Below are 19,260 nucleotides of genomic sequence, written 5' to 3'. Positions count from 1 at the left end.
CGCGACCGTCCCCGCGTTCATCAACCTGTTCATCGAAACCGGCGGCACCGCGGGCATCCAGTTCTCGTACGACAAGAACTGAGCCGCGACGGCGCATGCCGTTTCGCGCGATTGCGACCGTCCGGATACCGGCGGTCGCAACCGCGACACCACCCTGCGTCGACGCATTCCCTCCGATCCGTTACGAATACGCACGCACATCGCGGCGTTCCAGGCTCGCGACTGGGATGCCGTCGACACGGTGGAGGTCTATCGCCTCGATCAGATCGCCTGAAGCCCGCCGGCGCGCCGGCAAGCACCGGCAGCGATTCGCAGATCGTGCCGTCCCCGATGGTGGCGCGATCGATTGTTCCCTGCACGGAACACTGAGGACCATCCGGCCCGGCTATCGACACGCGACACGTTCCACTACGCTTGGACTCGTACGGATTGCCAACTGCGTCGGGCTCGCATCAAGCTCGCGTAACCCGCCGCGCCCCCGAACCGCCCGTTCGTGCCGCGTTGCAGCGCAGCCGCGCGAAGCCGTTCGCGCGGCCACGACATGCCGGCGACGCGTCGCGTTTCCCACGCGTTGCAGCCGTTTCGGCGCATGCCGCCGCGCGCCGCGCTTTCGTCACACGATTCGCGCGGCCGGCCGCCGCCGTCGCGTCGCCCGTCGATCGCCTCGGCATGCGTGGCAGCGCAGCAAACGGCCGCCCTTTACTCATGCCCGACGCCCCTCGGACAGCATCATGAAATCCCTGAACATAGACGATATCCAGGCCTTCCTGTTCGCCGTCGAGCGGCAAAGCATCACCGAATCCGCACGCCGGCTCGGCCTGTCGAAGTCCGTCGTCAGCAAGCGCATCAGCGACCTCGAGCGCACGCTCGGTGTGCAGTTGCTGATGCGCTCGACCCGCAACGTAACGCCGACCGAAGACGGCATGATCTTCTATCGCGCCGCGTCGGAATCGATGCGCCGGCTCGTCGACGTCGCCGAGGAAATCGCGGAACGCTCGCACGGACTGTGCGGCGAGCTGCGCATCACGTCGCCGGTGAGTCTCACTCGCCGCCTGCTCGGGCCGGCGGTCGCGGCCTTCGCCGCCGCGCATCCGCAGCTGCGCGTCACGCTCGACACCGACGATCGCACGATGAACCTCGAAGTCGAGCGCTTCGACGTCGCGATCCGCTCCGCGCGACTGCCCGACAGCGCGCTGATCGCACGCCGCGTCGCCGCATGCGAGCGCGTCGTCGTCTGCAGTCCAGACTACCTCGCCGCTCACGGCAAACCGGACTCGATCGACGCGCTGCTCGAGCACCGCTGCCTGAACTACAGCCATACGGCGCCGTCGGCCACCTGGACGTTCACGACGCCCGGCAGCCTCGGCAAGCCGCGCGCAATCAGCCCGGGCAGCGTGTTCCTGTCCAACAACGGCGAAACGCTGTGCGACGCCGCGGTGCAAGGCATCGGCATCGCGATGCTGCCGCGCTACATCGCGGACGACTGCCTGCGCGACGGCCGGCTGGTGCGCGTGCTCGCCGATGAAGCACCGCAGGACGAAGTGATCTACGCGGTCTATCCGCGCAATCCGTACGCGAGCAACAAGCTGAAGCTGTTCATCGAACACGTGCGCATCGCGCTGCTCGATCCGCCGTCGTCCGCCGGCACGGACAAGGAGCTGCATGTCGAAATGCTGTCGACGGATTCCGTCTGACGCGATGCGCGCCACCGTGTCGCAGCCGTCCCGCCGGATCCGTCCTGCCGTCACGCCATGCCGCCGACCAAGCCCGCGCTAGCCAGGCCTGTCAACGCAGCGGCGTTCGCTCGCATGCTGCTCGGCATGAGCCGCGAATACGGCCGAACCGACTGCGCGCGCCTGATCCATGTCGCGAAGACCATCGTCGCCGTCGTGCTGGCGGTGGGCGTGTCGATGCGGCTGGAGCTGGCAGCGCCGCGCATGGCGATGGTGACGGTCGTGATCCTGATGATGCCGGCGATCCGGCTGCTGTCCGGCGGGCCGTCGCTGACCGGACACGTCGAAAGCGTCGCGCGCGGCATCAGCGATCGCGACAATCCGGCCGGCGCGACGCTGCTCGCCGACGTCAACCCGATCTTCACGTGGGTGCGGCTCGCGCAGCGCGTGCCGGTCCGGATCCGGCTGGACGGTATGCCGCGCGACGGCTTCCTCGCGGCGGGCACGACCTGCACGGTCACGCTGCGCCCGATGCCGCACGCGATGGCGCGCGGCGCGGCGCCGGATACGCGCACTTGATGCCGTGGTGCGGCCGTAGGCACACACGCCCGTGTTCGATATCGGGCAACACCGTGTTCTTGTTCGCGCGCCTTCCGGTGGCCCGGCATGCGCTTTTACACTGGGCGTTCGTCGGCGATGCGAGCGGTACGTACTGCGCACCCGCTCCGTCGACGCATCCCGAACCGGCCGCGTCGAGCGCGCGCGGCCTCGATCGACCCCGCGCCGGCCTCGCCGGCCGGCAGGAGACTGGCAATGGCATTCAGCGTAACTCACGAACTCCGGCGCCGCACCGGGCGGCCGATGCAGTGCCGTTCGTTGCCGCGCGATGCGGATCGGCGCCGCGGCGGTCGCGCCGAAAGCAATCGATCATGCTGAACGTCTCTTCCGTCGGCATCGCGCCGCGCGCATCGTCACCCGGTCGCAGCCAGGTTCACGTCACGCTGCTGGAGTGGTCGCACGAATCGCTGCTGGTCCGCTGGGTCGAAAGCGGCCGCCTGCACTACGGCGAACAGAAATGGCGCCGCGCGGTCGCACGGCGCGACGGACGGTGCGCGTATTCGGGCCGCGCCATCGTGCAGGGCGAGGCCGTGTTTCGTCCGACCGGCCGGCCGCGGCCCGCGAATCACCTCGCGATGATCGCGGCCGATGCGGTGGCGTCGCTCGATGCGTGATGCGTGATGCGTGATGCGCGGAGCGCGTCGCGCGTTATGCGTGGTGCGTGGTGCGTGGTGTGATGCGGTGCCGTGTCGTGCAACATCGATCGCGCGGAACGGTACTTGCTTCATCGGCAATTCACTGGCGCGAAGCGAGCCGCGCATCGCCGCGAGCCAAGTCGATCTTGGCTGCAACGCATCTTTCGCACTCCCGAAGCCCGTTCGCCCACGCTTCACCGGATTCGTTGATCAACGGGCGACAGTGCGTCACGCGCATGCCGGCTTATCGTTCGACGCGATCGCGCGTATCGTCCACCCATGTTGTCCGATCCCGTCGACGTCATCGGCTTCGTTCGCCAACCGGCCGCTCTCGCTCATGTGAATGCGGCCGTCAAAACAGGAAATTGATCATGGAATTCGTACTGGACCACTCGCTCGACGAGGATACCGCCCGCGCGGTCGAACATGAAATCTGGCGCGTGGATCCCGACGCCAAGGTCGAGATCGATCGCGCGACGTCGCACGTGAAGGTCGAGTCGTGGCTGTTCCCCGAGGAATTCGTCGTCGCGTTCGAGGATGCGGGCTACAGCGTCAGGATCAAGACTCACTGACGCGCGCCCGGCTGGCGCCGCACGCGAGCGCGACCGTCGCGTTGCGCCGGCGACATTTTCCGCACCGGCCGGCGGCCCGCCGCTCACCCGCCGATCTTGAACCCCGGCAACTGCTGCCCGAGCCGCGCGCCCATTGCCGCGCCGAGCGCCTGCAGCGCATTGAACGGCCGGATCATCACCTCGAATTCGACGATCCGCCCGTCGACGTCGAAGCGGATCATGTCGATCCCCTTCAGCCGCTTGTCGCCGACCGTCGCACTGAATTCCAGCACGACGCTCGTGCCGTCGTCGTCGGCGAACGCGCGGTGGTATTCGAAGTTCTCGAGGATCGTGAGCACCGTGCGCAGCGCCAGCAGCAGCGCGGGCGCCGGTCCGTACGGCTTGAACGCCATCGGCGAGCGGAACACGGCGTCCGGATGGACGATCGTGTCGAGTTCGCTGAAATCCTTGCGCGCGAGCATCGCGTGCCACGTCGCGAGCGATGTCGCGACGGCAGGTTGCAGATTCGACAGGGGTTGCATGCTCAACGACTCCGGTAACGTCACACGAAAGAAACCCGCTCGAAGGCGGCGCCCGCTCGGCCGCCGCCGCATGATGCCGCGCCGGCGTCGTCACGCGTCCGGCAGGATCACGACCTTGCCCTTCACCTGCCGGCTCGCCATGCGCGCGATTGCGTCGGCCGCGCCCGAGAGCGGCACGCGCTCGGTGATCGCGGGCCGCACCTTGCCGGCCGCGAACCATTGCGCGAGCTGGCGCATGTTCGCCGCATGCTGCGCGGGGTCGCGCCGCACCGCGTCGCCCCAGAACACGCCCAGGATGTCGCGCTCCTTGAGCAGCGCGAGGTTCAGCGCGATCTTCGGAATCTCGCCGGCCGCGAAGCCGACCACGAGGAACCGGCCGCGCCACGCGGTCGCGCGCAGCGCCGCCTCGCTGTACGCGCCGCCGACCGGATCGTAGACGACGTCCGCGCCGCGTCCGCCGGTCAGTTCGTCGACACGGCGCCGCAGGTCCTCGGTCGCATAGTCGATCGTGTCGTCGGCGCCGGCCGCGCGGCACAGCGCGAGCTTGTCCGCGCTCGACGCGGCCGCGATCACGCGCGCACCCAGCGCCTTCGCGATCTCGATCGCGGCGAGCCCGACACCGCCGGCCGCGCCCAGCACCAGCAGCGTCTCGCCCTGCTGCAGGCGCGCGCGCTGCTGCAGCGCATGCAGCGACGTGCCGTAGGCCAGCACGAGCGCCGCGCCCTGCTCGAACGTCATCCCCGGCGGCAGCGCCGCGATCTGCTGCACGTCGGCCACGCAATGCTCCGCGAATCCGCCATGACCGGTGAACGCGACCACCTCGTCGCCGGGCCGCCAGGCGCTCACGCCGTCGCCGACCGCGTCGATCACGCCGGCGAATTCCGCGCCGGGCGAGAACGGCAGCGCCGGCTTCACCTGATAGAGCCCCTGGACGATCAGCGCATCGGGGAAGTTGAGCGACGCCGCCTTCACGCGAATCCGCACCTGGTCGGCGGCCGGTTCGGGAACCGCGACGTCCTCGATGCGCAAGCGGTCGATCGGGCCGAATGCGGTACACAACAGGGCTTTCATGTTCTCCTCTCTCCTCGCGCGACGTCGTCGCGCAGCGATACGGCATCGATACGGCAGCGGGACACGCCCGCGCGATCGGCGCGCAGCGCACGCGCATCGGCCCGCGCCGCGTCACCATCATTCGTGCTGCGCGGCGCTCTGAACCACGCGTCGCGCATCTCGAGCGTCGTCGTATCGGCGCTCGCCAGCAGGTCGCGCTGCGCACCCACCTTCGGCAGCTCCCGGCGAAAGAAGTAACGCGCGGCGGCACGCTTGCCGGCGTGGAAATCGCCATCGCGCCCGTGCGCGGCGAGCGTCACGTCGAGCCACGGCCACACGACGACCCGACGGCCGAACGCCCCGCAGCCGGATGATCGGGTCGGTGACTGCCAAATGCTGGCGGGAAATTTAGCACGGTCGTTCTAAACCGACAATGGCGGGTCGCCCCGATGGCGAACCGGGGCGATGGCGGCATGCGCAGGTGAAGGTTGGTCGATGCCGGCGCGCGACACGCCGGCCGCGATGCCCGACGTGCCCGCCCCCCGCTCACGCGTGCGGCGGCGGGTACGCGTCGTCCGCCAGCGTGCCGAGCGGCACGAAGATGTAGCCCTTGCCGCGCACCGTGCGGATGTAGCGATAGTCGCCGACCGCCTGCTCGATCAGGTTGCGCAGCCGGAAGATCAGCACGTCGAGCCCGCGCTCGGAGCGCCCGGCCACGGTCAGCCCCAGCAGCGCGAGGATCTCCGCGCGCGACAGGACGCGCAGCGGTTGCGAGATGAACAGTTCGAGCAGCGCGAATTCGCTCGCGCGCAGCCCGAGGTCGTCTCCCGCGCGGGTCGCGCGCCGCGTGACGAAATTCACCTCGATGTCGCCGAACGCATAGGTTTCGGCATTCCGCGGCCCGCGCGGCGACTCCGACCGGTTCGGCGCGTAGCGGCGCATCGCGCTGCGCACGCGTGCGACCAGCTCCATCGGCTCGAACGGCTCCACGACATAGTCGTCCGCGCCGATCTCGAGCGCGACGACCTTGTCGACCACCTGCGCGTCGCGGCTGATCACGATCACCGGCATGTCGTAACCGGCCCGCCGCAGTGCGCCGAGCGCCATGTAGAACGTCGTGGCCGGCCGTTCGACCCGCAACACGATCAGGGTGGGCGGTGCCGCGCTCACGTGCGCGAGCAGCATCGACACATCGTCGAGCGCCGACGTATCGATCTGGCAGCCGCTCAGGAGCGCGCGGATCCTGTCGCGCATGCGCGGATCGGGCTCTACGACGAGAACTTGGGTGGCCATGGAAAATCGTCCAGCACGACGGCACGCACGGCGCATCGCGACGTCACGCCGGCCCGCCTTCCAGCCGGAACGGCCGGGTGCGGCCCGCACGAACCCGCGCGCGCGCGACGCCGGCGACTACACATGCATGCAGCAATCGAGACTCGTCAGGAAATAGCTCAGGCTCTTGCGGATCGACGTCTCGACGTCCCGCACGTCGCGCGCCGCGGGCGACTGGCCGAGCAGCGTCGCGACGATGTCGAGCGCCTCCCACGGATGCCGGTCGTCGTAGTCGGCGTGCAGCTTGAGCCAGCGCATCGCGCGATGCCGCACGGCCGGATCGAACTGCCGTTCGTACGGCGATGCGCACAGCAGCGCGCTCCACTCGCCCGTCACGCCCTCGATCGCATAGTTGGTCGCGGCGATGCTCGGCGCGAGCGCGTCGGTACTGCCGCTCTTCCAGCACCAGTGGCTCAGCGAGAATCCGGCCAGCGGCGCGTCGCCGCCCAGCAGCATGTCGATCGTCACGCCCGATTCCGCCGCCCAGTTGGCCCAGTGATCGACGTGGTTCTGCTCGACGCGGATATTGCGGATCAGATAGCGCCGCGCCTTCTCGTCGCCGCGCGACCGGTAGGCGGCGGTCTTCACCAGGTTCATCGCCATGTATTCCGGAAACTGGCTGACCACCGCCCAGCCGGTCACGAAGAATGCGCGCAGTTGCGACGCGCGCAGCGTCCCGCCGCTCATCGCCGCGAACACCGGATGCGCACGGACGCGCGCCTTCAGTTCGTCGGTCGCGCCGACCACGTCGCGCAGCCAGGCCGGATAGCTCGCCAGGTCCATCAGGTCGCCGGTCAGTTCAAATGGAGCACTCATGCGTTCGTTCCTCGCTTGGTTCAATGGAATCCCCCTTCCTGCCAGGGCGCGGGGCGGCTGAAGTAATAGCCCTGGCAATAGTCGACGCCCAGCGCGCGAAGCATCTCGGCCGTCGCCGTATCCTCGACGTGCTCGGCGACGGTGCGGTACTGCATCACGTGCGCGATGTCGTTGATCGCGGACGCGATGCCGCGCTTGATGCTGTCGGACGTCATGGTCGACACGAGGCCGCCGTCGATCTTCAGGTAGTCGATCGGCAACTGGCGCAGATACGAAAACGACGACATGCCGGCGCCGAAGTCGTCGAGCGCGAAGCGGCAGCCGAGGTCGCGCAGCTCGCACATGAAGCGCGACGCGACCTCCAGGTTGCGCACGGCGCTCGTCTCCGTGATCTCGAAACACAGCAGCGACGGGTCGAGCCCCGACGCCGACAGTTCGGCGATCACGAACTCCACGAAGCGCTCGTCGGTGATCGACATCGCCGACAGGTTCACGTTGTATTCGACGTAGCGGCGCTGTTCTAGCCGCGCGAGGCGCCGGATCACGGTGCGCACGACCCAGCGGTCGATCATCGTCATGTGGCCGTAGCGCTCGGCGGCCGGCAGGAACACCGGCGAGATCAGCTTGCCGTCGGCGTCCGGAATGCGCAGCAGGATCTCCGCGCGCTCCCGCGCGCCGAGCGCGGGCTGGATCGGCACGATCGGTTGCGCATACAACTGGAATGAATTCGTCTCGAGCGCCGTCTTCACGCGCCGGCTCCACTGCGTGTGATACGCCTGGCGGCTCGAATGCATGTCGCGCGAATCCGCGACATGCACGCGGTTGCGGCCGCGATCCTTCGCGACGTAGCACGCGACGTCGGCCATCTGCATCGCCTTCTCGACGCTCTCGGGCCGGCACGCGAGATCCAGCACGCCGATGCTCACGCTGAGCTTGAACGGCTCGCCTTCCCACAGGAACGTGAAGTCCTCGAGACTCGCGCGCAGGCGTTCCGCCTTGCCGCCGTCCGGCGCGCCGTCGCTGCCGGCCGGCAGCAGGATGCCGAATTCGTCGCCGCCCAGCCGGCCGAACACGTCGTCGTGGCCGAGACTGCGCGCGAACACCGCGGTCGCGTCGCGCAGCAGCGCGTCGCCGGCCGCGTGGCCGCACACGTCGTTGACTTCCTTGAAGCCGTCGAGGTCGAGCACCAGCAGCATCCCGCCGCCGCGCTGCGCCAGCGCGTCGCCCAGGCGTCGCTCGAACGCCGTGCGATTGATGAGGCCGGTCAGCGCATCGTGCGACGCCTGCCAGGTCAGCTTCTCGATCAACTGGTGTTCGCGCGTCATGTCGCGCAGGATCAGCACGTAGCCGACGCAGCGGCCCGCGGCGTTGTCCATCTTCGACAGCGACGCGCGCACCGACACCGCCGAGCCGCACACGCGGATCAGGTCGAGATCGCGGGTGAACGTGGGGTCGCTGCGGTTGCCGAGCGACGCGAGCAGCTTGATCGACATGCCCGTCGACGTGTCGATCAGGTCCAGCACGTCGTTGATCGGCTTGCCGACACACTGCCGCGACGACGTGCCGAGCAGCTGCTCGGCCGCCGGATTGACGGTCTCGATACCGCGCGTGAGGCCGATCGTGACGATCGCATCGGCGACCGAGCGCAGCGCGGCTGCCGCGAATGCCTGGCTCCGGTCCAGCTCGGTCTGCATCGACACCTGCTGGCGTTGCGCGCGGCTCGCCCACCGCACCGACAGCAGGATGATCAGCAGCGAGGCCACGACGTACGACAGGAACAGCTGGATGACGGCCGAGCGGAATTCGGCGCTCAGTTCGTCGGAAAAGCGCTTCGGCAGCGGTTCGATGTGCGCGTTGAGATCCCAGATCGCGTGGTTCAGGCTGCTCGTGCGCCGGACGTCGTCCGCATGCACCGACGCGTGCAGCGCGTTGGCGATCCTGCGCAGGTCGACCAGTTGCCGGTCCGCGTCCTCCCAGTATTGCAACGCGGCGTTCAGGCGTGCGAAGCTGCTCAGGATCGGGTAGAACCACACCACCGCCGCCGCATCGACCGGATTGATGCCCGCCTCGATCAGCGCCTGGCGCGCCACGCCGTGGTCCGGCGGCGTACTGGTCATCGCGCGGCGCGCGGCGCCGAGGAAGGTGAGGGTCCGGTCGACCGCCAGGTATTCGTCGAACAGCTTTTCGTCGCCGGTCTGCCCGTAGCGGCTCAGCAGCAGGATCTCGTCCTTCTGCGCCTTCGACCAGCTGCTTTCGCCGCCGACGTACACGCGCAACGACATGATCACGATCAGGCTGACGGCGACGAACCCGGCCAGCGCGACGACCACGACGACGATCGGCAGGATGCCGAGCGCCGGACTCCATGGCCACACGTGGAACGAGCTGCGCTGACTCTGGAGCTTCGAAATGTTTTCCATACCTGAATGACTGTTTTTCTGATTCTTGTCGATGCCGCCTGCCCGACGCGTCGCCGCACCGCCTGCGCCAGGCACCTCCCCGTTCCCTTTGCGCGCCGCGCCGCCGTGCATGCCATCGCGCCACGACGCGGTGCCGGCGACTATGTCGTCCGGACGCGGCGCGACAACTCGGCGCCGGCATCCGTACCGGCATCGGTCGCGAGAATGCGGCGTGTTTCGTCGCGCACGACCCGATGGCAATCGCAGCCCTGCCGTTCGAGACCGGCGAGATCCGTGAGCACGATGGCACCGCGATGCTGATGGATCAGGCCGAGCTCGTGAAGCTGCCGCGTGGCATCGGTGACGGTCTCGCGGCGCACGCCCAGCATCTGCCCCAGCATGCCGTGCGTGACCGGGATTTCGATGCTGCGTGCGCGCTCGTAGGCGATCAGCAGCCAGCGGCCCAGTTGCTGCCGCATCACGTGATGACGGCTGCAGAACATGACCTGCGACGCCTGGGACAACGCCAGCTGCATCCGCACGAAGACCTGCCGCCGGATCGCCGCCGACACGTCGCACGCGTCCGCGAAGCGGCGCGCATACAGCCGGTACGCGAACCCGCCGCGGTAGACGACGACGCGGCGCTGCATCGCGCTGCCGATGACGTCGTCGCACACGATGCCTTCGCGGCCGATTTCCGTCACGCCGAGTGTCGTCTTGCCGCCCGCCGTGTATTGCAGGGAAATGCCCGCCGTCACCGGAAAATAGACGGCCTCCAGATTCTCGCCGGCATCGCACAGCACCTGGCCGGTCTCGAGATTCGAAAGCATCAGATGAGGCGCCAATTCGGAACGGTTAATTCCGTCGAGCGCTGACAGGAAATGATTGGCACCAAGTGCATGCGGCAACTCGATGACGTTGTTGGCCTGATGTATCACGGCGCACCTCGTACGTTGTATCCCTGCCCCTCGGCCACCGGACCTTCCTGCTGTTTTCACCGCACCGGTTTAACGGTTTCTCCGCCTTTTCAACGCGGTGACATTGAGCAAAAAGGTATCACGCAGCCCAACCGTACGCGACACTCCGCTTTTGTTACATGAAGTAATTTGACAGTTCGGCTCGCCATCCGAAGATACTTGCATTGTCAATAAAAAATTGGCGATTTAAATCCCACCCATATAAAACGGATTGCGCAATGAATCATTGAAAACGGCGCATGAATGTCAATGCGCGGTAATGCGATTTACACTGGAAATTAAAATCATTCCCGAATCGAAAAGAATGCGGAAAGTGTGGGTTATCCCACACTTCTCCCTCGTCAGGTGTGAGCGCCGTGACGGCGTGCACGTCCGAGACGGGTGCTAGTGCGCCGATGCCGTGGCCCGGCCCGCGTCGAGCGATGCGGCCCGCAATGCGTCCGCCGGATCCGGGAAGTCGCGTCGCCGCAATTGCGCGAGCCGCGCATCGCGCGCGTCGGGCGCAAGCGGCTGCGCGTCGAGCCGGTCGCGTTCGGCAGCGTAATCGCGATAGCGTGCCCGCCACGCATCGTCGCCCTGCTGCATCCGCTCGACGCGCGCGGCGACTTCGGCGCCGAGCTGCGCACGCAGCGCATCGGGCGTCGCGCGCTGGCCGTCGAGCCGCGCGAGCGTTGCAAGCGCATCGCGTTGGCGCGCCGCGCGCTCGCGTGCGTCGCGCTCGTCCGGCGGCAACGCCTGATCGAGTGCGGCGAGGCGTGCGCGCTTCTGCGCGTCATCGAGCGTCGGATCGCGCGCGATCCTGATCCGGTCGAGATCGCCGCGCTGCCGCCGCAATTCCGCGTCGAAGAACGGCGCGCTCCAGTCGCCGAGCCAGCGGCGCGCGAGCGCCGCACGCCGCTCGAGTTCGCCTGCGATGCCGTCCGGATCGAGACCGGCGCCTGCCGGCAGCGCGCCCGGCAGCGTGTCGAACGCGGCGATGCACGCGCGATAGCGCGGCCACAGATCGAGCGCATCGCGGCGGGCCGGCTCGCCGATCGGCTGCGAAGCGATTTCGTGCGCGACCAGCGCATCGAGCGCCGCGGGCGTCAGGTCATGCTGCGCAAGCAAAAAGTAATCGAAGAATTCCCGCACCGCATGCGCGTGCGCGAGGCGCCATCCGGGCCCGACCGGCAGGCGCGGCGCACGCGCGCCCGCGAGCGATGCCGGCAGCGTGACATCCGACACGGCAAGCACCGGCCGCAGCACCGCCGCACCGCTCGGCGCGGCGTGGCCGGGCGGCGCGGTATCCGTGGCGGCCACGGCAGCCGTCGACGCAGCCTGACGACCGAACGCGTGCCAAACGGCGGCCGCGGCGATCGCCCCGGTCGCACCGTACAACACCGCGCGGGACAGCGTGGTCCGGACCTCCATCGCTCAGACGCCCTGCTGCTTCAGCCGGTTTGCCTGCACGCGCAGCGCGGCGACCGGGTCTTCCGCATAGGCGCCGCGAACGCCGAGCAGCTGGTTGATCGCGTCGAAGTGATTCCAGCGATAGCGCGTCGAAATCACCGTGCCGAACCGCGCACTGCAGGTCGACGTGAAACCGTCGTTCGGGCCGGCGCCGGCCAGCGCCATGACGTTGCCGGCCGTCAGGAACACGAGCGTCGAAGGATCCAGCACGTTCGCCGGATCGATGACCGGAATCACGCTGGTGTCGACCGCGCCGGTCACGATGCCGAGCAGCGATACCGGCTGATACGCGGCCCCGCTCCACGAGTACAGCAGATGCACGTTGCCGCCGATCGTCTCGACCGGTGCGCCGGTGCCGCACGCGCCGGCGCCGAGCCCCGGGCTCGGGAACAGCTGGTTGAACTGCGCGGCATGGGGCGTGCTCAGCGCGTTGAGCGCCGCGATCGCATCCTGGTTCGTGTTGTGCGTGTCGCTGGTGAGGATTCCGAACAGGTTCAGCAGCGCACCGAATATCGGCGTCGACAGGCCGGTCGGGTCGAGCTTCAGCGCGCCCAGCACGAAATCGGCGAACTGCGAGCCGCGGTGCGGCGTCGCGATCGTCGTGACCGACGCGACGAGCGCGGGCGCGACCGACGCCACGTAGCGCGACGTCAGCCCGCCCTGGCTGTGACCGATCAGGTTCACCCTGGCCGCGCCCGTGACCGCGAGCACCTGCTTGACGTAGGCCAGCAACTGTTCGCCGCGCCCGTTCGGGCCGAGGTCGCCCTGGAAACCGGACAGGTCGGCGACGTAGACGGTCGCGCCATGCCGCTGAAGATCGGCCTGGATGCCGTACCAGTACGGCAGGACGCCGAAATAGTCGTCGGTCCCGGTCAACCCGTGCACGAGGACGATCGGATAGCGGGTCGCCGCGTAGTCGTCGACGGCCGTCTGCGCGCCGGCCTGCGCCGGGCCCAGCAGGACCCACGCGAGCAGCGCGATACGGGCGATGAGCCGTGCGTACCCGAGCGATACGCGTCGCGCCGCCACGGCGTGCAGGAACGCTGCCGCGATGCCCCGCACGGCCGCATCGGCGCGACGACGCGGCGCGATGCGCTGGTCGATGTCGAAGTCATGCATTCGCGTGCTCCCATGCGGCATGCGCGGCCATGCGCCGCTGCCATGCGATGAACAGCGGCGCGCCGACGACTTCGAGCGCCGTGAAGCCGACGAACGGCGGCCACGGCAGCCCGAGCGCCGCGAGCGAAATCAGCCGCCCGATACCGCCGAGAAAGATCATCATCCACAGCGTCGCGAACAGCCGCCCCTGATGCTCGATGCGCGGGATCACCGAAAACGCCGCGAGCCCGAGCCCGAGCCAGACACCCGCATGGAAACGCAGGTTGCCGTCCAGCGTCGCGTCGGCCGGCAGCGCGATGCCGAGCGACGCGTACAGCGGATCATGGATGCCCATCATGCCGAGCACTCCGGTGATCGTCGGAACCAGCGCAAGCACGGCGGTCGCCGCCTGAAGCGCGCGTTTGCTCATTCGAATTCTCCTTGCGTCATCGATAAAAAATGCCCAGCACCTGAACGCTCGTCGACTCCGACATCGCGCCGAAGCGGCTCCACGACGGCCCGCCCTGATGCAGCCATTGCAGCGCGACGTCGAAGCGGTCGAAACGCCGCCGCAACTCGAGCCAGTATTGCCGGCCGCCGCCGAGATCGGCCTGCACGAAGCCCGACAGGTCGAGGCGACGCACGCCGACATTTCGCCACGCCGCCATCACGAACACGCCGTGACGGGTTTGCAGTTCCTGCGCGGCGATCGAGGTCTGCACCGCACGGCCCCATGCGAGCGGGTTCGCGCGCTGCAACGACCGCCATTGCGCCGCGTTAGCGCCACCGCCGTTGCTCTGGAATTCGGCGGTCAGCGACAGGTCGACCGGCAGCGTCCACGTCGCGCCCACCGATGAACTGGTGCGAAACGCACGATCGTCGGCCGCGCCGGTGGCACGCGCGATCAGCGAGCGCCGGTAGCCGCCCGTCCATTCGAGGTACGCGACCACCGAGTTGCCGAGCAGCACGCTCAGATTCTGGCCGAACTGCGGCGCCTGCCCGCTTTCGCCGTAGACGATCCATTGCGGCTGGATCGCCGCGGTGAGCCGCTGGCTCGCGACGAGCATCCAGCGGTCGACGCCGTTGGTGCGCTGCAGGTCGGACGACGCGGCCGGATCGCCCGGCAGGCTGCGGCGCTCGAGCCGCGGCGACAGCAGCGCCGCGAGCGAGCCCGAGTCCCACACCTGCTGTGCGCGCAGCCCGACCGTGCCGAGCCGGTTCGTGTGCCGGCTGTCCGGATCGGGCGGCACGTCGAGACTCACCGCCCCGGCCCGGAAGAAGTCGGTCGGGTTGTAGCCGATCGCCGCGCCGAGCCGCTCGTTCACGCGCCCCGCGTCGACGACGAACGCGGGCGACGCGCGCCAGCTCGCATACGCTTCCTTCACGAGCGCCACGTCGCGCGACGACGTGCGCGACGTGCCGAGCGGATCGAAGCGGTCGAAGCGCATCGAGAAATGCGCGGCGAACGACGGCGTCAGCCACTGGCCGTATTCGAACTCGATCGACAGCTGGTTGCGGCCGGCCTCGCCGCCGTCGCGATAGCGGCTCGCGCGCAGCGCGTCCTGCACGTTCAGCTTCCACGGCTTCGCGGTGTCGGCGGGCGTCGCGGCCGGCTGGTCGGCCAGCGCGAGCGCCGCGGCATCGGCCGCGTCGACGCCGGCCGCGCCATCCGCCGCACCCGCTCCACCCGCCCCACCCGCATCCGCTGCACGCACGAGCGCAGGCAGCAGCACGAACGCGAGCGCCGCGATCCGGCCTCGGCGCCGCGCCGTCATTGCGCCTGGAAGCGGGACAGGTAGTCGCGCTGCAGCCATGCATCGGGAATGTCGCGCCACGCGTAGTCGGAGAAACGCATGACCGTGACCCAGTTGCTGTCGAGCCCGTCGACGATGACGGTCTCGGTCGGCCGCTCGACGCCCAGTTGCATCGTGTAGCGGCGATAGAACGCGGTCTTCAGCAGCCGGTCGCTTTCCGAATAGAAGCGTGCCTTCAGCGGCCGGTTGTTCGCCGCGTCGATCCAGATCTCGATGCGGCGGTACGTGAGCCCGTCGCCGTGGCCGGCGAGCGCGAGCCGGTACGCGCGACGGGTCTGCCGATCACCGTCGACGATGTCCTCGACGCCCTTCAGCGCGGCCGTATAGTCGTGCGCGAGATTGACCGTCACGACGTCGCCGTTGGCGGCCTGGCCGAGCAGCCGCTGGTCCGGCGAGATCCGCACGCTGGCCTGGTTCGCCGGATCGTAGAACCACAGGTCGTTGCCGTTCTTCAGCATCAGCTTGCCCGTGTCGCGCGCCGGCGCGACGAAGCGCACCAGCGTGCGGAACGCACCGCCGGGCGCGTCGGGCTTCGAATGGATCGACAGCGTATTGCCGTCGACCTGCTTGCCGGACCGGTACTCGACGAGCGTCGCGGTCAGCACGAACGATTTCTCCGGCGTGCGGATCGCGTCGCTCGCGGCGAGCACCTTCTGCGGATCGGGCGCCGGCTGCGCACGCGCGACGCCGGCCAGGAACGAAAGACTCAGACAGCATGAAACGAACAGGCGACGCACGGGCGCTCTCCCGAAAGTGAAGTGAACGAAAAACGCGGCAATCGGGCGACCTCACACGTGCCGCAGCGCATCGACGATCGACAGCCGCGCCGCATGCCGCGACGGCAGCCACGCGGACAGCCCGGCCACGCACGCGAGCCCGGCGAACGTGACGGCGATGGTTCGCCACTCGCCCCACACGCGCACCGTCAGCGCGACGGCGTCGATCCGCGCGGGCGGCGTCCAGGCCAGCCCGCTGCGATTGACGATCGCGGCAATGGCGAGCGCGACCAGCACGCCGAGCGACGCGCCGGCCACGCCGAGCAGCGCGCCCTCGCAGACGAACAGCGCCTGGATGCCGCCGCGCCGCATGCCCATCGCGCGCAGCGTGCCGATCTCGACGGTGCGCTCGATGATCGCGGTGCTCATCGTGTTGCTGATCACGAACAGCACGATCGCGCTGATCAGCACGAACACGAAGCCGAAGATCACCGAGAACATCCGGTTGGTCTGGTCGTAGAACGGGTTCAGCGTCGCGAAATCGACGACGTCGAGCGCCTGTCCGTCGAAGCCGCCGTGCAGCAGCTGTTCGATGCGCGCCCGTGCCGCCGGCAGGTCGGCCGTGCGCGCGAGCTGGATCTCGATCGCGGTCGCGCGCGGCGCGGCGCCGCCGTAGACGAGCCGCTGCGCCTGCGGCAGGTGCACCGCGAGATACACGTCGTCGAGTTCCTTCACGCCCTGCTGGTCCGCCTTCACCACCGAGAAGCGGCCGACGTTCGGCGCGCCGCCCGCGCTCGCGGTCAGCACTTCGACATGGGGCGCGCCGTCGGCGGCCGGCCGCGTGCCGGCCTCGGCCTGTGCGAGCGCGAGCACGTCGGGCGGCGCGGTCGCGGCCGGGCCGTCGGCGGCCGGCTCGGCCGGGCCCGGCGGCGCATCGCGGCAATCCGGCACGCGCAGCGGGCCGCACAGGTGCAGCACGCGCGCGACGCCGAGGCCGACGATCGCCGCGTCGCCGGCGCTGCCGCGCAACGCGAATGTGCGCGGCTGCAGCGGGAACCCGTAGGCGTTCCATTGCTGCATCCGGTACTGGTCGTCCGCAATCGCGCCGAAGCCCATCACGGTGCGCGACACGCCGGCCGCGAAATTGCCGGCGATCCCGCCGAACTGCAGCGTCGGCGTGACGACCTGCAGCAGCGGCGCGAGCTGCGGGTCGTGCCGCAATCGTTCGATCAGCGCCGGGTAGCCGTGAATCCCGTACGCGGCCGGGTCGCCCGTGCCGTACAGGAAATAGCCCTGCCGCTGGATCTGCAGGTGGCCGCTGCGCTGCACGAAGTCGGTCTGCAGGCCGAGCGTGATGTCGCGGCTGAAGCCGCCGAACAACAGGATCGCGCTGACGCCGACGATCATCGCGAGCAGCGTGGTGAGCGAGCGCCGGCGGTTGCGGTGCAGGTTGCGCAGCGCGAGCATCAGCGTATGGGTCATCGGTACACCTCCTGCGTCGCCGTGTCGTCGCCGGCCCGTTCGTGGCCGACAATGCGGCCGTCGAGAATCCGGATCACGGCGTCGGCCACCTTCACCACCTCCGGATCGTGCGACGACACGATGAACGACACGTCGCGCTCGCGCTGGATCGCGCGCATCAACGCGATGATCGCGTGCCCGGTCGCGCTGTCGAGGTTCGCGGTGGGTTCGTCCGCGAGGACCATCGCGGGCTCGGCCGCGAGCGCACGCGCGATCGCGACGCGCTGGCGCTGGCCGCCCGACAGCTGGCTCGGCCGGTGCCGCGCCTTGTCGGCCAGGCCGACCGCGCCGAGCAGGTCGCGCACCCGCGCCGCGCGCCGCGCGGGTAACCAGCCCGCCATCAGCAGCGGATACTCGACGTTCTCGTACGCGGACAGCACCGGCAGCAGGTTGAAGGTCTGGAACACGTGGCCGACATGGCGCGCGCGAAAATCCGACAGCGCATCGTCCGACAGCGACGCCGTGTCGTGACCGGCGATCGTCACGCGCCCGCTGTCGGGGCGGTCGATGCAGCCGATCAGGTTCAGCAGCGTCGTCTTGCCGCTGCCCGACGGGCCGCTCAGCACGGTGAAGCGGCCCGCGTCGAGCGTCGCCGACACGTCGGCGAGCCCGGTCACGCGCACGCTGTCGAGCAGGTAGGTCTTCGACAGGTGTTCGACATGCACGAGGCTCACGACGCACCTCCCGCGCGCACCGCGTGCGCCGGCGCCACCTTCGATGCGTCCGCGCCCGCACCGCCGGGCACGGCCGGCAACCCGCGTATCAGCCGCCGCAGCTGCAGCCGGTACGCGAAATGCTCGACCTCGATCACGTGCCGCGGCGTGCGATGGAACGCGATGCCGCCGCTCCAGTCCGAGCGGCCGCGCCGGATCAGCCGGTCGATGCGCGCGGCCTTGCGCGGCGCCGCGTCGCGCGCATGCAGGTAGCGGGCGAGCAGCTGCGCCTGGTAGTCCATCAACGGCCAGTTGCCGGTCGAGGTCTGGAACAGCCCGATGAAGAACAGGTCGCGATGCTGCGCGTCGAACAGGTTCAGGTACAGCGACGGCTGCGGCTTGCGCCATTGCAGGTGCGCCTGGTCGATGAACGGAAAGCTCGGCTGGTAGCCGGTCGCGTACACGATCACGTCGATCGCCTCCTCGCTGCCGTCGACGAACACGACGCGATCGCCCTTCAGTTCGCGCACGTCCGGCCGCGCGTCGAGGTCGCCGTGTCCGAGGTGATAGAACAGCGTCGAATTGATGATGAAATGCGATTCGAACAGCTTGTGGTCCGGCTTGCGCAGCCCGTAGTGTTCGGGTTGCCCGGCCGTCGTCAGGCGCAGCAGCCGCTCGCCGAAATAGCGCCGCGCCCAGAGCGGCATGCGCAGCCGCAGCGGCCATTCCGCCCACTCGTCCGCCGGCATTCCGAACAGGAATTTCGGCCAGTAGTAGTACCCGCGGCGCGTGCTGTGGAAGACCGCGCGCGCACGATGCGACGCCTCGACCGCGATGTCGCAGCCGGAATTGCCGGCGCCGACCACGAGCACGCGCTTGCCGTCGAAGATCTCCGGCGTGCGGTACTGCGACGAATGCAGCTGCAGCCCGTCGAACCGCCCCGGATAGTCGGGCAGTTGCGGATGCGACAGGTGGCCGTTGCAGACGATCACGCCGCGATAGGTCCGCACCTCGCCGCGATCCAGTTCCACGCGCCACTGCGTGCCGCCCTGCACCGGTGCGATCTCGAGCACCGAGCGGCCGAACTCGATCCGGTCGTACACGCCGAAGCGCCGCGCGTACGCGCGCAGATACGCGAGTGCCTGGTCGCCGCGTGCATAGGTCGGATAGTCGTCGGGAATCGGAAAGTCGGTGTACTCGGAAAACCGCTTCGAGCTGATCATGTGGATCGAGCGATACACCGCGCCGCTCGGGCGGCCGTAGTACCAGTTGCCGCCGACGTCGTCCTCGCGCTCGATCACGTCGAAGCCGATGCCGGCCGCGAGCAGGTTCTTCGCGGCGGTGATGCCCGCCGCGCCCGCGCCGATGATGCAGTACCGCGCGCCGTCGTTGCGCTCCGTCATGGTGAACCTCCTC

At 68.9% G+C, this 19,260-nt stretch carries 17 protein-coding genes and 4 pseudogenes; 6 read left to right on the top strand and 15 right to left on the bottom strand.

Features of this window, described 5'->3' with window-relative positions; all coding sequences use genetic code 11:
• The 6 genes and pseudogenes from DIE16_RS13725 to DIE16_RS13700 form a co-directional block, all read left to right on the top strand.
• Window positions 1-82 (top strand): annotated as a pseudogene (locus tag DIE16_RS13725) (hydrolase); the annotation flags it as partial.
• Between the two features lie 649 nt (window positions 83-731).
• Window positions 732-1,694, top strand: a complete 963-nt coding sequence (locus DIE16_RS13715; RefSeq protein WP_260434380.1) for a LysR family transcriptional regulator — start codon at window positions 732-734, stop codon at window positions 1,692-1,694.
• Between the two features lie 57 nt (window positions 1,695-1,751).
• Window positions 1,752-1,964: pseudogene (locus DIE16_RS36885) on the top strand (FUSC family protein); the annotation flags it as partial.
• A 12-nt stretch (window positions 1,965-1,976) separates the two neighbouring features.
• Window positions 1,977-2,252 (top strand): annotated as a pseudogene (locus DIE16_RS36880) (efflux transporter periplasmic adaptor subunit); the annotation flags it as partial.
• A 350-nt stretch (window positions 2,253-2,602) separates the two neighbouring features.
• Entirely contained in the window at window positions 2,603-2,905 is a 303-nt protein-coding gene (locus tag DIE16_RS13705; RefSeq protein ID WP_124892458.1) for a DUF3331 domain-containing protein, read from the top strand.
• Between the two features lie 392 nt (window positions 2,906-3,297).
• A complete protein-coding gene (locus DIE16_RS13700) occupies window positions 3,298-3,498 on the top strand; it encodes a hypothetical protein (protein WP_044848408.1) in 201 nt (66 codons plus the stop codon).
• An 83-nt stretch (window positions 3,499-3,581) separates the two neighbouring features.
• On the opposite strand, the gene DIE16_RS13695 is transcribed toward DIE16_RS13700, so the two are convergent.
• From DIE16_RS13695 to DIE16_RS13625, 15 genes and pseudogenes are all read right to left on the bottom strand, one after another.
• Window positions 3,582-4,019 (bottom strand): nuclear transport factor 2 family protein, encoded by a 438-nt coding sequence (locus DIE16_RS13695; RefSeq protein ID WP_124524376.1) that lies wholly within the window; start codon window positions 4,017-4,019, stop codon window positions 3,582-3,584.
• A 90-nt stretch (window positions 4,020-4,109) separates the two neighbouring features.
• Window positions 4,110-5,090 (bottom strand): NADPH:quinone oxidoreductase family protein, encoded by a 981-nt coding sequence (locus tag DIE16_RS13690; protein ID WP_124892457.1) that lies wholly within the window; start codon window positions 5,088-5,090, stop codon window positions 4,110-4,112.
• A 140-nt stretch (window positions 5,091-5,230) separates the two neighbouring features.
• A pseudogene (locus DIE16_RS37085) lies at window positions 5,231-5,428 on the bottom strand (acyl-CoA dehydrogenase C-terminal domain-containing protein); the annotation flags it as partial.
• A gap of 187 nt (window positions 5,429-5,615) precedes the next feature.
• Window positions 5,616-6,362 carry a winged helix-turn-helix domain-containing protein gene (locus DIE16_RS13680; RefSeq protein WP_124892456.1) on the bottom strand — a complete coding sequence of 249 codons (747 nt, stop codon included), beginning with the start codon at window positions 6,360-6,362 and terminating at the stop codon, window positions 5,616-5,618.
• Between the two features lie 117 nt (window positions 6,363-6,479).
• Complete coding sequence (locus tag DIE16_RS13675; protein WP_124892455.1) at window positions 6,480-7,217, bottom strand: TenA family transcriptional regulator; 738 nt, start codon at window positions 7,215-7,217, stop codon at window positions 6,480-6,482.
• Between the two features lie 20 nt (window positions 7,218-7,237).
• The gene (locus tag DIE16_RS13670) at window positions 7,238-9,637 is read right to left on the bottom strand and encodes a bifunctional diguanylate cyclase/phosphodiesterase (RefSeq protein ID WP_124892454.1); all 2,400 of its coding nucleotides are present in this window, start codon (window positions 9,635-9,637) and stop codon (window positions 7,238-7,240) included.
• A gap of 140 nt (window positions 9,638-9,777) precedes the next feature.
• The gene (locus DIE16_RS13665) at window positions 9,778-10,554 is read right to left on the bottom strand and encodes a Crp/Fnr family transcriptional regulator (RefSeq protein WP_124487617.1); all 777 of its coding nucleotides are present in this window, start codon (window positions 10,552-10,554) and stop codon (window positions 9,778-9,780) included.
• A 423-nt stretch (window positions 10,555-10,977) separates the two neighbouring features.
• Window positions 10,978-12,003 carry a lipase secretion chaperone gene (locus DIE16_RS13660; RefSeq protein ID WP_124892453.1) on the bottom strand — a complete coding sequence of 342 codons (1,026 nt, stop codon included), beginning with the start codon at window positions 12,001-12,003 and terminating at the stop codon, window positions 10,978-10,980.
• Window positions 12,004-12,006: 3 nt separating this feature from the next.
• The gene (locus DIE16_RS13655; RefSeq protein ID WP_260434379.1) at window positions 12,007-13,161 is read right to left on the bottom strand and encodes a triacylglycerol lipase; all 1,155 of its coding nucleotides are present in this window, start codon (window positions 13,159-13,161) and stop codon (window positions 12,007-12,009) included.
• Window positions 13,154-13,570, bottom strand: a complete 417-nt coding sequence (locus tag DIE16_RS13650) for a DUF4345 domain-containing protein (RefSeq protein WP_124572060.1) — start codon at window positions 13,568-13,570, stop codon at window positions 13,154-13,156. The genes DIE16_RS13655 and DIE16_RS13650 overlap by 8 nt, the downstream gene beginning before the upstream one ends.
• A 16-nt stretch (window positions 13,571-13,586) precedes the next feature.
• On the bottom strand, window positions 13,587-14,915 hold the full coding sequence (locus DIE16_RS13645) for a hypothetical protein (protein WP_124892452.1): 1,329 nt from the start codon (window positions 14,913-14,915) through the stop codon (window positions 13,587-13,589).
• Entirely contained in the window at window positions 14,912-15,691 is a 780-nt protein-coding gene (locus tag DIE16_RS13640) for an outer membrane lipoprotein-sorting protein (RefSeq protein ID WP_124892451.1), read from the bottom strand. Before DIE16_RS13640 ends, DIE16_RS13645 begins: the two co-directional genes overlap by 4 nt.
• Before the next feature lie 51 nt (window positions 15,692-15,742).
• Window positions 15,743-17,152, bottom strand: a complete 1,410-nt coding sequence (locus DIE16_RS13635) for an ABC transporter permease (RefSeq protein ID WP_124892450.1) — start codon at window positions 17,150-17,152, stop codon at window positions 15,743-15,745.
• Window positions 17,149-17,865: an ABC transporter ATP-binding protein gene (locus DIE16_RS13630; RefSeq protein WP_124892449.1), complete on the bottom strand. Its 717-nt coding sequence runs from the start codon at window positions 17,863-17,865 to the stop codon at window positions 17,149-17,151. Before DIE16_RS13630 ends, DIE16_RS13635 begins: the two co-directional genes overlap by 4 nt.
• Window positions 17,862-19,247, bottom strand: coding sequence for an NAD(P)/FAD-dependent oxidoreductase (locus DIE16_RS13625; protein WP_124892448.1), 1,386 nt, complete (start codon window positions 19,245-19,247; stop codon window positions 17,862-17,864). Before DIE16_RS13625 ends, DIE16_RS13630 begins: the two co-directional genes overlap by 4 nt.
• Window positions 19,248-19,260 lie beyond the last annotated feature (13 nt).

Source organism: Burkholderia sp. Bp9090 (assembly GCF_003857985.1).
GTDB lineage: Bacteria > Pseudomonadota > Gammaproteobacteria > Burkholderiales > Burkholderiaceae > Burkholderia.
This window is presented reverse-complemented; position numbering and strand designations above follow the sequence as displayed.

What these genes read in the sequence shown, in the direction of transcription:
- DIE16_RS13705 (WP_124892458.1), top strand. Translation starts at nt 2,603, where the DNA reads ATGCTGAACGTCTCTTCCGTCGGCATCGCGCCGCGCGCATCGTCACCC.
- DIE16_RS13715 (WP_260434380.1), top strand. Translation starts at nt 732, where the DNA reads ATGAAATCCCTGAACATAGACGATATCCAGGCCTTCCTGTTCGCCGTC.
- DIE16_RS13635 (WP_124892450.1), bottom strand. Translation starts at nt 17,152, where the DNA reads ATGACCCATACGCTGATGCTCGCGCTGCGCAACCTGCACCGCAACCGC.
- DIE16_RS13660 (WP_124892453.1), bottom strand. Translation starts at nt 12,003, where the DNA reads ATGGAGGTCCGGACCACGCTGTCCCGCGCGGTGTTGTACGGTGCGACC.
- DIE16_RS13655 (WP_260434379.1), bottom strand. Translation starts at nt 13,161, where the DNA reads ATGCATGACTTCGACATCGACCAGCGCATCGCGCCGCGTCGTCGCGCC.
- DIE16_RS13695 (WP_124524376.1), bottom strand. Translation starts at nt 4,019, where the DNA reads ATGCAACCCCTGTCGAATCTGCAACCTGCCGTCGCGACATCGCTCGCG.
- DIE16_RS13670 (WP_124892454.1), bottom strand. Translation starts at nt 9,637, where the DNA reads ATGGAAAACATTTCGAAGCTCCAGAGTCAGCGCAGCTCGTTCCACGTG.
- DIE16_RS13680 (WP_124892456.1), bottom strand. Translation starts at nt 6,362, where the DNA reads ATGGCCACCCAAGTTCTCGTCGTAGAGCCCGATCCGCGCATGCGCGAC.
- DIE16_RS13625 (WP_124892448.1), bottom strand. Translation starts at nt 19,247, where the DNA reads ATGACGGAGCGCAACGACGGCGCGCGGTACTGCATCATCGGCGCGGGC.
- DIE16_RS13690 (WP_124892457.1), bottom strand. Translation starts at nt 5,090, where the DNA reads ATGAAAGCCCTGTTGTGTACCGCATTCGGCCCGATCGACCGCTTGCGC.
- DIE16_RS13645 (WP_124892452.1), bottom strand. Translation starts at nt 14,915, where the DNA reads ATGACGGCGCGGCGCCGAGGCCGGATCGCGGCGCTCGCGTTCGTGCTG.
- DIE16_RS13675 (WP_124892455.1), bottom strand. Translation starts at nt 7,217, where the DNA reads ATGAGTGCTCCATTTGAACTGACCGGCGACCTGATGGACCTGGCGAGC.
- DIE16_RS13700 (WP_044848408.1), top strand. Translation starts at nt 3,298, where the DNA reads ATGGAATTCGTACTGGACCACTCGCTCGACGAGGATACCGCCCGCGCG.
- DIE16_RS13650 (WP_124572060.1), bottom strand. Translation starts at nt 13,570, where the DNA reads ATGAGCAAACGCGCGCTTCAGGCGGCGACCGCCGTGCTTGCGCTGGTT.